At 62.5% G+C, this 11,932-nt stretch carries 13 protein-coding genes and 1 pseudogene; 4 read left to right on the top strand and 10 right to left on the bottom strand.

Translation table 11 applies throughout. The annotated features are described in order from the left end of the window. The 6 genes from ACTS2Z_RS08420 to flbT form a co-directional block, all read right to left on the bottom strand. Positions 1–616 (bottom strand): flagellin (locus ACTS2Z_RS08420; protein WP_442572770.1); only part of this gene is annotated, 616 nt, incomplete at its 3' end. A 207-nt stretch (positions 617–823) separates the two neighbouring features. Next, positions 824–1,195, bottom strand: coding sequence for a flagellar protein FlaG (locus tag ACTS2Z_RS08425; protein WP_442572771.1), 372 nt, complete (start codon positions 1,193–1,195; stop codon positions 824–826). Between the two features lie 154 nt (positions 1,196–1,349). Further along, complete coding sequence (locus tag ACTS2Z_RS08430) at positions 1,350–2,177, bottom strand: flagellin (RefSeq protein ID WP_442572772.1); 828 nt, start codon at positions 2,175–2,177, stop codon at positions 1,350–1,352. Between the two features lie 358 nt (positions 2,178–2,535). After that, positions 2,536–3,366 (bottom strand): flagellin, encoded by an 831-nt coding sequence (locus tag ACTS2Z_RS08435; protein ID WP_442572773.1) that lies wholly within the window; start codon positions 3,364–3,366, stop codon positions 2,536–2,538. A 274-nt stretch (positions 3,367–3,640) separates the two neighbouring features. Next, on the bottom strand, positions 3,641–4,015 hold the full coding sequence (gene flaF / locus ACTS2Z_RS08440; protein ID WP_442572774.1) for a flagellar biosynthesis regulator FlaF: 375 nt from the start codon (positions 4,013–4,015) through the stop codon (positions 3,641–3,643). 7 nt (positions 4,016–4,022) lie between these two features. Continuing rightward, positions 4,023–4,433: a flagellar biosynthesis repressor FlbT gene (gene flbT, locus ACTS2Z_RS08445; protein ID WP_442572775.1), complete on the bottom strand. Its 411-nt coding sequence runs from the start codon at positions 4,431–4,433 to the stop codon at positions 4,023–4,025. A gap of 185 nt (positions 4,434–4,618) precedes the next feature. Between flbT and ACTS2Z_RS08450 the strand changes: the two genes are divergently transcribed. Then, positions 4,619–6,409, top strand: coding sequence for a tetratricopeptide repeat protein (locus ACTS2Z_RS08450; RefSeq protein ID WP_442572776.1), 1,791 nt, complete (start codon positions 4,619–4,621; stop codon positions 6,407–6,409). A gap of 24 nt (positions 6,410–6,433) precedes the next feature. On the opposite strand, the gene pseI is transcribed toward ACTS2Z_RS08450, so the two are convergent. From pseI to pseF, 4 genes are read right to left on the bottom strand one after another with little or no spacing between them, the layout of a single operon-like run. Further along, the gene (gene pseI / locus ACTS2Z_RS08455; RefSeq protein ID WP_442572777.1) at positions 6,434–7,483 is read right to left on the bottom strand and encodes a pseudaminic acid synthase; all 1,050 of its coding nucleotides are present in this window, start codon (positions 7,481–7,483) and stop codon (positions 6,434–6,436) included. Then, positions 7,480–8,061, bottom strand: a complete 582-nt coding sequence (gene pseH, locus ACTS2Z_RS08460; RefSeq protein WP_442572778.1) for a UDP-4-amino-4,6-dideoxy-N-acetyl-beta-L-altrosamine N-acetyltransferase — start codon at positions 8,059–8,061, stop codon at positions 7,480–7,482. The genes pseI and pseH overlap by 4 nt, the downstream gene beginning before the upstream one ends. Further along, positions 8,048–9,103 carry a UDP-2,4-diacetamido-2,4,6-trideoxy-beta-L-altropyranose hydrolase gene (gene pseG, locus ACTS2Z_RS08465; RefSeq protein ID WP_442572779.1) on the bottom strand — a complete coding sequence of 352 codons (1,056 nt, stop codon included), beginning with the start codon at positions 9,101–9,103 and terminating at the stop codon, positions 8,048–8,050. Before pseG ends, pseH begins: the two co-directional genes overlap by 14 nt. Beyond that, complete coding sequence (pseF, locus tag ACTS2Z_RS08470; RefSeq protein WP_442572780.1) at positions 9,100–9,789, bottom strand: pseudaminic acid cytidylyltransferase; 690 nt, start codon at positions 9,787–9,789, stop codon at positions 9,100–9,102. The genes pseG and pseF overlap by 4 nt, the downstream gene beginning before the upstream one ends. Positions 9,790–9,953: 164 nt before the next feature. Between pseF and ACTS2Z_RS08475 the strand changes: the two genes are divergently transcribed. The 3 genes and pseudogenes from ACTS2Z_RS08475 to ACTS2Z_RS08485 all read left to right on the top strand — a co-directional run. Further along, complete coding sequence (locus ACTS2Z_RS08475) at positions 9,954–10,802, top strand: AAA family ATPase (RefSeq protein WP_442572781.1); 849 nt, start codon at positions 9,954–9,956, stop codon at positions 10,800–10,802. Positions 10,803–10,904: 102 nt separating this feature from the next. After that, positions 10,905–11,162 (top strand): glycine zipper domain-containing protein, encoded by a 258-nt coding sequence (locus ACTS2Z_RS08480; RefSeq protein WP_442572782.1) that lies wholly within the window; start codon positions 10,905–10,907, stop codon positions 11,160–11,162. A 77-nt stretch (positions 11,163–11,239) separates the two neighbouring features. Further along, positions 11,240–11,932, top strand: a pseudogene (locus ACTS2Z_RS08485) (VWA domain-containing protein); the annotation flags it as partial.

Genomic DNA, 11,932 nt, shown 5'->3' on the forward strand with positions numbered 1-11,932 from the left:
GCGCAAGCGCCGCGTTCACATTGTCGAGGCTCTCGTTCACGAAGGAGACCGCGCTGGCCGCGAGCGTGACCGTGCCGAGGCTCGCCGTCGAGGACAAGGTGATGATCGCGCCGGAGAAGCTCATGTCCTGCGTGCTCAGCGTGACCGAGCGGGCGGCATCAGCATCGGCTAGGAACGCAATCCCGCCGGTGATCGAGCCATTCAGCATGTTTGCGCCGTCAAAATCGGCATTTTGCAGGATGACCTGGATCTGGTTGACCAGTGCCTTGAAGTCGCTGTCGTAGGCAGCGCGAGCAAAGCTGTCGATGGAGGCGTCCATCGCGGCTGTCGCCTTTTCACGCATTTCGATCAGGAGGTCGGAAATCGCCTCGCCGGCCGCAAGCGCCACGTCACCAATCGACACGGCCCGGTCGAGCGAGGATTTCACCGACCCGAGCGCTCCGATATCGGCCCGCATGGACTGCGCTACGGCGAAGACCGAAGAGTTGTCCTTCGCGCCGCCCACTTTCAGACCGGTATTGATCCGGTTCTGCGTGGTCTGCAGGTCCATGTTGGTCTTGTTGAGGTTCTGCAATGCCAGCATTGCCGAAACATTCGTCTGGACGCTCAGCGCCATTGGTCTTCTCCCAGAATCCCGCCGCCTTTTGGCAGCCCGTCTGGAAGGCACACAGCAAGAGCGGGGCCATCACGGCTAATTCGCGATTAGGCCATTATTTTCAGCTGCTTGGGAGTATGCGAGGCAACTCCCTCACGGCATGCAACATGCCGCAGAGGCAAATTTTCCCGTCTCAACTGGTAAATTTCTGCCGGGCGGGAAGCCTGTTCAGGCCTGCTCGTTGACGAGGCCGCCATCCTGGCCCTGAAGGAAGCTGACCAGATCGCCAAAGCTCTCTGGTGGCCAGCGGCGCAGCGTCTCGCCGGTTTCCGGGTCCATCAGCTTGTAGATGAAGCTCCCGCCGTCCTCGTCGCGTTCGATCTGAAGACGGGTACGGGCATTGGCGCTGAGTTCGGCGCGCATCTGTTCGATGATTTCGCTCTGGCGCAGCGTGTCGCGGGTATCGGACCCGGACTGGCGGGAAGATGTTTCAACCGCAAGGACCGCCATGGCACCGGTTTCGACCGGAGCGGTATTCATCGCGATGCCGGCGACCGGCACGACGAGTTCGCGTCCTGATATTGGAGCCAGTGCATTCATGGTCTTTCCAGGCTGACACTGCGACCAGCAGTTGTCCCTGTCCCCTTGGTTGATTTCAGTCCTCTACATCGCCCGAAGGCCAGCAAATCCGTCAAAAGAAAGCGGCGGGAGCAGAACCCCACGTAATGCTCCCGCCACTCTCCCCACCACTAACCTAGCGGAAGAAGCCCAGCACCGTGGACGGTGCGGAGTTGGCGATCGACAGCGCCTGGATGCCAAGCTGCTGCTTGACCTGCAGGGACTGCAGACGGGCCGATTCCTTCGCGAGATCGGCGTCGACAAGGTTGCCGATACCCTTCTCGAGGGTATCCGACAGCTTGCTGACGAACGTTTTGTGGATTTCCAGCGACTTCGCACCGGTACCCAGACGCGACAGCGCCGAGTTCAGGTTGGTCAGTGCCGTATCGATCGAGGTGACGGCAGCGGCAGCCAGCGTTTGCGTGCTGATGTCGGTGCCGGCAGAGAACGAAACGATGCCGCCAGACAGCGACATGTCTTCGTCGACGACGTCGATCGTGTTGGAGCCAGCCGCATTGGCCAGAGCCGAGATGCCGCCCGTGACAGAACCGTCGATGAGGTTCGTGCCATTGAATTCGGCGTTTTCCACGATCGTGGCGATCTGATCGCGCAGAGCCTTGAAGTCTTCGTCAAGAGCCGTACGCGAACCGCTGTCCAGCGACGTGTCCGACGCGGCCAGGGCTTTTTCCTTCATCTCGACCAGCAGGTCGGAGATGGCATCGCCAGCCGCCAGGGCTACGTCGACGGTGGAAACAGCAAGATCGAGGGAGTTGGTGACGGCGCGCAGGCCGCCGACTTCTGCACGCATGCTCTGAGCAATGGCGTAGATGCCGCCATTGTCCTTGGCAGACGAAACCGCAAGACCGGTGTTGATCCGGTTCTGGACGGTTTGCAGTTCGGAATTGGTACGGTTGAGGTTTTGCAGGGCAACCATCGCGCCCGGATTCGTATTAACGCTAGCCATTTCTTGGCTCCTTTCACGTTCTATGGTGTGACGCGCGTTTTGCGTGCCAGGTCTTCTGACCCGGACACTGCTCAGCAAGGGCGGGGCCAGTTTGCGGTGGCGCCCACGAATTTTCTGAAAAATGCCGTCTTTTCAGACGCTTCGGAGATAGAGAATATTTTCCGCTTCAAGCCGGCCCGGCAAAAATTGCCGCCCTGATGCCAATTTACCCGGCAGAATTTGCCGAACCGGCAAAACCTGCCGGTTATCGAATCACTAATTTCTCGTAATTTCAATAATTTACTAACAAAAAATTAACTGTAGCGTGAGGCAAAAATGGAGGGCCGCCCCGTCAGGGACGGCCCTCTCAATCCTGTCTCTACCGGAAGAAGCTGAGAACGGATTGGGGCGCCGAGTTGGCAATCGACAATGCCTGGATGCCAAGCTGCTGCTTGACCTGCAGGGACTGCAGTTTTGCCGACTCTTTTGCCATGTCCGCATCGACGAGATTGCCGATTCCGCTTTCCAGAGCGTCAGAAAGTTTGGTCACGAAGGTCTGATGGATCTCCAGCGCCTTGGACATCGTGCCCAGACGCGCAAGCGAGCTGTTCACGTTTTCCAGGGACGTGGCGATCTGCGAAGCAATGTCCGACGCCTCGGTGGCCGTGCCGAACGATGCCGTCGACGTCAGCGTCACGACGGTGCCGGAGAGCGAAAGGTCCTCCGTCGCCACCGTGATCGTCTTGGAGCCGTCGGCATTGGCCAGCGCGATAAAGCCATCCGTGGCGCTGCCATCGATCAGGTTGAGGCCGTTGAACTCGGCATTCTCGACGATCGACGCGATCTGGTCGCGAAGCGCCATGAAGTCCTCGTTCAGCGCAACCCGGCTCGGCGTGTCCAGCGACACGTCGCTGGCGGCCAGGGCCTTTTCCTTCATCTCGATGAGCAGATCGGAAATCGCTTCGCCCGCGGCAAGGCTGACATCAGTGGTCGAGATGCCGCGGTTCAGACTGTCCTGAACGACACCATAGGCGCTCACATCGGAACGCATGCGCTGGGCAATGGCGTAGATGCCGCCATTATCCTTCGCACTGGACACGGCCAGCCCGGTATTGATCCGGTTTTGCGTCGTCTGCAGTTGCATGTTGGTCTTGTTCAGGTTCTGCAGAGCCACCATGGCTCCGTAGTTCGTGTTCACAGAATTGTTCATTGTGGGGTTCCTCCATTCTGGAAGTGGAAAACGGACGTTTTGTCCTGTCAGGCGCATGGCAAAGGCCGTGCCGCCCAACTGCGCCAATACGGGTTTTCAGCCCCATGTTTTTTAAGGGGAAATGGCAGGCGGGCAGGCACGCGAGCCGCGCCCGGTCATTTCTGCCGGACCGCAAGTGTCAGGTCGGCAAATTCACGCCAGTGTTTCGGGCAATGAAAAAGGCCGGACGCCAACGTCCGGCCTTCGCGTGGCTCTTATGCTGGCTAACCGCCGGTCAGGCGGCGCTTGCCTCACCCTGACCTTGCGGAGCCAGGCCCTGCATGATGGTCCGGTTGATCTCCACCAGCGTGTCGATGGCGTCATCATCGCGGATCGCCTCGCTGGTCTGGCGGGACACAAACAGGGACAGCGAAATGATGGCGGCGCGCAGAGATTCCGGCAGGGCGTTGTCCTCGCTGGAGCAGTCCGCCGCAAAAGCCGTCCACATGCGCCGGTTCCAGTCGAGCGCGTCAGCGCGCTGGGAAAGCTGCATCGGGCCGCATTCGCGGGCACTGAGCAGCGCGCGCGTGACCTGTCCGAACAACCGGTACTCTGTCGAGCGCGGGTCTTCGGTGCGGGCAGCAGCGGTCTGGTAGGCCTTGTAGGACATGAGCCGGCTATTCCTTCGTTTCGGCCGGTGCCCGGCCGGTGCGCTGGTCCTCATAGGTCATCAGCTTGCGGCAGCGGATGAGCGCCTTGTAGAACTCACCCGTCATGACATCGCGGCTGACGGCCACGCAGTCTGCAAGCACTTCCGGGTTGGTAAGGGCGCCCATGAACTCGGTCATGCGCAGCACGAACTGGTCGTACACGGCGCCTTCGGCGCGCCCTTCCAGATACATCATCATGACCGGGAAATAGATCCGGCGTGCGGGGCTGTCGGCCTCATGCTCCTGCATGATGTCCTTCTCGCGAAGGACCGAAGCCTTGTTCTGCAGGACCAGTGTCGCCCGGCGGTCACCGTTCTCCACGACAGCGCCGTTGAGGACGAATTTCTCGCCAGGTTTCAAGGACAGCTTGAGCGGCATGACGATGGCTCCCCGGACACTACGCGCACGAATGCGCCCCCTTTGAAAGGGATGTTCACCAAACGGGGTGAAGAAACCGTTTCCCACGCCGCATCAGCTGCACATTGCCGATTGTTAGCAGCTTCTTAAGCGAAGCGGGCCTCTCTGGCTCAAGCCCCTGAAAATGCGACCTGCAGGACACTGACATGACGATGCTTCTCGATCTTGATGCCGAAATTGCCAAGGGCGTCGAAGAGATCATCAACCCGCCGCGCGATGCCGAAACCGGCACCATTCCGGGCCTCGTCCTGGACAAGGCCGGGGCAGGCAAGTCCGACCCCAAGATCGCCGCGAAGCTGCGTCGCGCGATGAGCCTGGTCGACGAGGGCAAGGCCGCCGAGGGGGCCCGCGTCGTTCTGAAACTGCTTGATACCCACCCGGACCACCCTGTCGTGAACCAGGCAATGGGCATGGCGCTGGAGCATCTGGGCCGGCTTTCCAAGGCGCTCGAATTCTATGAGCGCGCGCTGCAGCGCGATCCCACGAACCCGGAATTCTACAAGAGCCTCGGGCTTCTCGCCTCCAAGCTCGGCCTGCTGCCTACCGCGGAGAAATTCCTGCGCCTGCACCTGAAGCTGAACCCCAAGGCACAAGGCGGCGCGGTTCAGCTAGCGGCGATCCTGCGCGACCAGTCCAAGTTCGAGGATGCCATCGAGCTGTTGCGGCAAGCCATCTATGGCGAGCCGGAAAATGCCGATCTGTGGAACGCGCTTGGCACGACCGTCATGGAAAGCGGCGAGGCCGGTGAGGCCATCACGTTTCACGCCGAGGCGCTGCGCCTGCGCCCCGGCTATGCCCGCGCGCACCACAACCTTGCCCACGCGCTGGAACTCACCGGCGACGTCGCGGGGGCTCTGACCCATTTCAAGGCCGCCGTGGACAATGCTGAATCAGAGTCAGAGCGCGTGGTCTCCACACACGGCTATTCCCATTCATTGCTGGCGGCGGGCGAGCTGGAAAAGGGCTGGGACCTCTACCGCCTGCGCCTGAGCATGCATTACCGGTTTGCGACGAACTTCCTGATCCCGGCAAAGCCCTGGGACGGCGCGGATGCCACCGAACTCGCCGGCAAGACGCTGGTGGTCGTTGGTGAACAGGGGGTGGGCGACGAGGTGTTGTTCGCCAACACGTTGCACGACGCGCAAAAAGCTGTCGGTCCGGAGGGTGAGCTGCGCATTGCGTGCGAGAAGCGCCTTATCCCGCTACTGCAACGCTCCTTCCCCAAAGCCGTCGTGGAGCGCCATTACACGGTCGAGCGCGAAGGCCGTCAGCACCGCCACGCCCCGGACCTGTTCAAGGACGGCAAGGCGAACATGTGGACGCCGATGGGCCATCTGTGCCGCGCCTTCCGCTCCCGCCTGACAGATTTTCCGGCCGAGCCCGGATTCCTGACAGCTGATGCGCAGCGCGTCGCGAATTTTCGTAAAGAGCTGGCTGCGCTGGGCACAGGACCGAAAGTCGGCCTGCTCTGGAAGTCGCTGAAGATGGATGCGTCGCGCACCAAACATTTTGCGCCCTTCGAGATGTGGAAGCCCATCCTGAAAACGCCGGGCGCCGTCTTCATCAACCTGCAATACGGCGAGGTGAGCGACGAGCTTGCCGAAGCAGAGGCCCGCTTCGGTGTGAAAATCCACCAGTTGCAGAATATCGACCTGAAAGACGATCTCGATGGCGTCGCCGCGCTCGGCAAGGCCTGTGATCTTGTCATGGGGCCGATGAATGCGACCACGAACCTGACAGCTGCTGTTGGCGGGCTTGTCTGGTTCATCCGCCCGATCAATGTCGCGTGGACCATGCTCGGCCAGCAGGAAATGCTCTGGTATCCGGGCAGCCGCACCTTTGCCGGGGAGCGCTATCGCGACTGGGCGGGCGGCATGAAGCGCATGGCAGGTGAATTCAAGACCTTCGTCGAAGCCCACGCCCGCAACGCCGCCTGACCCCGCTTACTAAAGGCAGCAGGTTCACTCTGTGAAATCGTCCCAGCGGCAGGGCTGGGCAAACTGCACCGGCCTTGCAAGGCGGCGGCCGATGATTGCGTCGTAGTGACGTGGCGCAAGGCCGTGACCGGGCCGCACGCTACGCACGTCCTGCTCGCCGACGACAGCGCCAGCCGGCAGATCACGTACAAAGTAGAGCGAGCGCCGGAACTGGACATTGCCTGCCTCGCTGGCCTTTACCTCATAAGTGACGGTGCCGATGGCGCTGAACGTGACAGCAAGCGCATTTGCCAGCCGGGCAAACTCCGCCGGTTCCAGCGAGAAGGCCGCATCCGGCCCGCCATCGGCGCGCGCCAGCGTGAAATGCTTTTCCACGATACTGGCGCCGAGCGCGACTGCGGCAATGGCGGTCGTGTCATCAAGCGTGTGGTCGGAGAGGCCGGCCAGCGTATCGAAGCGCCGGGCCATATCGGTCATGGTGGCCAGATTATAGTCGGCTGCGGGGGCGGGATAACCGCTGACGCATCGCAGCAGGGTGATGGCGCGCGCGCCATTGCTCCGCGCTGTCTCGACCGCCTCGGCGATGGTTTCCAGGCTCGCCATGCCGGTCGACATGATCATCGGCTTGCCCGTCTGTGCGACGCGGCGGATCAGCGGCGTATCAACCAGCTCGAACGAGGCGATCTTGTAGGCTGGCGCGCCGAGGCTCTCCAGCAGGTCGACGGCAGTATGGTCGAAAGGCGAGGAAAATATCGTGATCCCGGCCTTGCGTGCATGGGCAAACAGGGCCTCGTGCCACTCCCAGGGCGTGGAGGCTTCGGCGTAGAGGTCAAAGAGGCGCCGTCCGGCCCACAGGCCTTCAGAAATGGTGAACTCGGGCGCACTGGAATCCAGCGTGATCGTGTCGGCGCGATAGGTCTGCAATTTCACGGCGTCGGCGCCCGCGTCCCGTGCGGCATCGATCATGGCCAGCGCGCGGTCCAGCGACCCGTTATGATTGCCCGACAATTCGGCGATCAGATAGGGCGGATGACCGGGGCCAATCGGGCGTCCACTGATAACGAAATCGGTCATGATGACGGTGCCTGCCTAGCGGTGATGCGGTCAAAAGCGCTCTGGCGAAATTTCGCCCAGCCCGGCTGGTCTAGGGCAAGCCGGTAAATGATTGCTTCGCGCGTTCCATCGACGAGGCGGGTGGTCTTTTCCACCCTGTGAAAGCCAAAGCGCTCATGCAGCGCGATCACGCGCGCATTCTGCTCAAGCACCTCGCACCGCAGGGTGTCGAGCTGCAGCGTGGAGAACGCATACTCCAGCGCCAGCCACTCCATTCTCGAGCCGGTGCCGGGCGGCGCGTCGCCGCTGGCATAGAAGGCCCATTCTGCTTCACCTTCTGTCTCGCCTATCCGGGTGAACCCGACCACGCCGAAGGCGCCCGCCGCATCCTCGAAGAGGAAGTAGCGGCGCGAGGCATCGCCGCGGGTGACCGACCACCAGCGCTCATGTTCATCAGGCGAAATCTCATGCGTCGTGTACATGTTGGCGCGCACGGCGGGCGCATTGCGCCAGGCCAGAACCTGCGCCAGATCCCCATCGGTCATGGGACGCAGCCACCCTGCCCTGCCAATCGAGACAACCGGTTCAGCCACGCTCATGGAGCACCTCCGCAACCCGGTGCGCGCCCTCACCGTCCACCAGCGCGGCTGCGCGCGCCGGAACCGGTTTGAGGGCTGCAGGATCATCCAGCCAGCCGGAAAGCCCGGCCAAAAGGCGTTGCTGCCAACCGGCTTCGCGCACATCGCCCGCATAGAGGCCCGCGCCAAGATCCATTATGGCCTGCGCCGCCGGTGGCTGGTTATCGGCCAGTGACAAAACGAGGCTGGGAAGACCGAGGCAAAGGCGCTCCAGCGCCGTGCCGCCCGATGCGCCAATCGCGATGTCACTATCTGCCATCAGCCCGGCAAGGTCCGGCAGATCGACATGCAGGCGCGCAGCGAACGCCGCCTTTTCGAGAAAACGGGTCACCGAGGCCCGGTGCGGGGCATTGCTGCCCAGAACCACATCCAACGCCATGCCCCTTCCGGCTAACACGGGAGCGATAACCTCCAGCACTGCGCCCGTGACATTGTCTGCGTCCACACCGCCCATTGCGAGCATCAGGCGCGCAGGTTTGCCACCAGCAGCGCGGCGGCGAAGGCTGACCTGCCGATGCGCGGCGAAGGCCGGACGTAACAGGGCATAGGCCGGACCGCAAAACCGCCGGCAGTGCGCGGGCACCAGCCCGTCATAAGCGTCTGCCTGCCGGTGGATGCCAGAATCGAAGAGCACTGCGCCAGCGTGTGGGCGATCTGCGAGATCGTCGATGACGGCGACACGAGCGGGCGGCTGGCCACAGGCCTGCTCCCATCGTGCGTCGAGGCCGTAATGATCCACGATCAGCCAGTCCGGCTTCAGGCGGTCAACAAGGGGCGCGACCGCCACAGCGTCCGCCTCCCAACCCTGATACGCAGGCAGGGTGTGGAGCACATGGCCGCGCCGGACAACCACGCCATGGTCGAACCCGTCTGCCTCATGGCAGGCGAAATGCGCCTCCCAACCCTTTTGCGCGAGTGCGTCAGCAAGCGTCAGGCAGCGCATGAGATGGCCTGCACCGCAGGCCCGCGATGCGTCCGGGCGCAAGAGGATGCGTGCCGTCACGCCCCCTCCTTGCGGTTTGCCGCAAAGAGGCGCCGCGCCCGCTCCAGATCATCGGGCGTATCGATGTCCACGGCCTCATGGCTGGCAAGGACGATCACTCCCGACCGGGCCGTAAAGACCGGTTTGCGTGCCAGCCAGGCATCCGCCCGCCCCCAGTAGAACTGGCCGCTGTCATAATAGCGCTCCGGCAGGTCCTGGGTCCGGGTGGAAAGGTGTTCAGGCTGGTCCATCACCACATGACCGGCGGCATCAAGGCGCAAGGCCCGCTCGACCGGATGGGGAAAGGGCTGCACCGTCATCACATAGTCGAGCGTGGCATCTCCCTGCAGGCGCGCCAGCCCCTCCTGAAGACGTTGCGGCGTGATCATCACCGCTGTGGGAAGCAGGCAGCAGACAAGCTCTACGTCTCCTCCTACTGCACCCACGGCATGGGCCATCACGTCCATCAGGCCGGTATGATCATCGGCGAGTTCCGCCGGGCGCAAGAAGGGTGTCTGCGCGCCCTGCTCGCGGGCAATGGCAGCGATCCGGGCATCGTCGGTGGACACGATTACCTGATCGAAAGCGCCCGAATCCAGCGCAGCCCTGACCACCCAGCCCAGCATGGGGCGGCCATGAAACGGGGCAATATTCTTGCCCGGTACGCGCTTGCTGCCTGCGCGGGCAGGGATAACGGCCAACCTCACCGGTGCGCTCCGTCGCTGCGGGCCAGTGCCAGCTCTAAAGCTATCGCGATTCTGGCCGGGGCCTTCGTGGTGCGGCGCAAAAGAAAATGCCGCCGGGCACTCGCGATTTGCGTTTCACCGCTCTAGGTTTGACACCGAAACGCCATAGCCAAGGGTTAACGATCATGCGCTTTGAAGGCACCAGCCAGTACGTCGCCACCGAAGAACTGGCCGCAGCGGTAAACGCCGCCGTCACGCTGGAGCGGCCGCTGCTGGTGAAGGGAGAGCCCGGCACCGGCAAGACCGAGCTTGCCCGCCAGATCGCCAGCGCCATGGATGCGCCCCTTCTGGAATGGCACATCAAGTCGACTACCAAGGCCCAGCAGGGCCTCTACGAGTACGATGCCGTCGCCCGCCTGCGCGACAGCCAGCTGGGCGATGACAAGGTTCACGATGTCCGCAACTACATCCGCAAGGGCAAGCTGTGGGAGGCCTTCACCCACGAGAAACGCCCGATCCTGCTGATCGACGAGATCGACAAGGCCGATATCGAGTTTCCGAACGACCTCTTGCAGGAGCTCGACCGGATGGAGTTCCATGTCTACGAGACCGGCGAGACGGTGAAGGCGGAGGTTCGCCCCATCGTCATCATCACCTCGAACAATGAAAAGGAGCTGCCGGACGCCTTCCTGCGCCGCTGCTTCTTCCATTTCATCGCCTTCCCGGACGAGGACACGATGCGCGCCATCGTGGAGGTGCACTTCCCGGGCCTGAAAGGCCGCCTTCTCTCCGAAGCGCTGAAAAAATTCTACGAGGTCCGCTCCGTACCGGGCCTGAAGAAGAAGCCTTCCACGTCGGAACTGCTCGACTGGCTGAAACTCCTGCTGGTGGAGGATGTGGACCCGGAACTCCTGCGCGAGAAGGATCCGCGCAAGCTGATCCCGCCGCTCCACGGCGCGCTTCTGAAAAACGAGCAGGACGTACAGCTGTTTGAAAAGCTCGCCTTCATGGCGAAGCGCGACGCCGCACAATAGGCCCATTCGGAACCCGCCCTGCCTCGCCGGGGTTAATGTGGGGATGCGGACGGCGCCCATGCCGGACCGCGCACCATGTTACCGCGAGACAGGAGGCTCTCCATGGCGACAAGTGCCAGCAAGCGTGTCGAGGAAATCCGTAAAGAGGGTGAAAAGACCCTCAAATCGGTCAGCCGGGCGGCCGAGAAGGAACTCGAAAGCGCCGCGAAGACCACCCGCCGCCAGGCCCGCAAGATCGCCCGGCGCGCCGGCAGGATCGAAGACCAGGCGATCGGCTATGTCCGGGACAACCCCTATGCCTCGCTTGGCATTGCCGCCGGTATCGGCGCCATTGCAGGCGCGCTGCTGGCCCGCCGCTAGGACTTTCCTGATGGACGGCCAACCATGGAATTCTGGGCGCTTGCGGGTGAGCCCCGCGAGCGCCTATCCTTGTGGCCATGTTCCATCGCTTCTTCACCGAACTGCGCGCCGCGAAAGTCCCGGTTTCGACCCGGGAATACCTCACGCTTCTAGAAGCGCTGGAAAAGGGCGCGGTCTCGCCCGCCATTGACGATTTCTACGCGGTCTCCCGCGCGGCGCTGGTGAAAGACGAGCGCAATTTCGACAAGTTCGACCAGGTGTTTGGCCATGTCTTCAAGGGCGTGGAGCTTCTGGGCGAGATGTTCAACGAGGCGGAAATCCCCGAAGACTGGCTGCGCGCGCAAATGCGCCGGCACCTCACCGAAGAGGAAATGGCCGAGCTGGAAGCCATGGACTTCGACGAGCTGATGGAAACGCTCAACCAGCGGCTCCAGGAACAGGAGAAGCGCCACGAAGGCGGCAATAAATGGATCGGCACGGGCGGCACCAGCCCTTTCGGCCATTCCGGATACAATCCGTCCGGCGTGCGCATTGGCGGCACCAGCCAGCAGAAGAAAGCCGCCAAGGTGTGGGAGGCGCGCCGCTACAAGGATTATGATTCCGACCGGGAGCTGGGCACGCGCAATCTGAAGCTGGCTCTGCGCCGCCTGCGCAAGTTTGCCCGTGATGGCGCCGACGAGGAGCTGGACCTTTCAGGCACGATCAACGCCACAGCCAAGCAAGGCTGGCTGGACGTAAAGATGCGCCCCGAACGGCGCAACGCCATCAAG

Origin of the sequence: Glycocaulis sp. (assembly GCF_052168375.1) — a bacterium.
GTDB lineage: Bacteria > Pseudomonadota > Alphaproteobacteria > Caulobacterales > Maricaulaceae > Glycocaulis.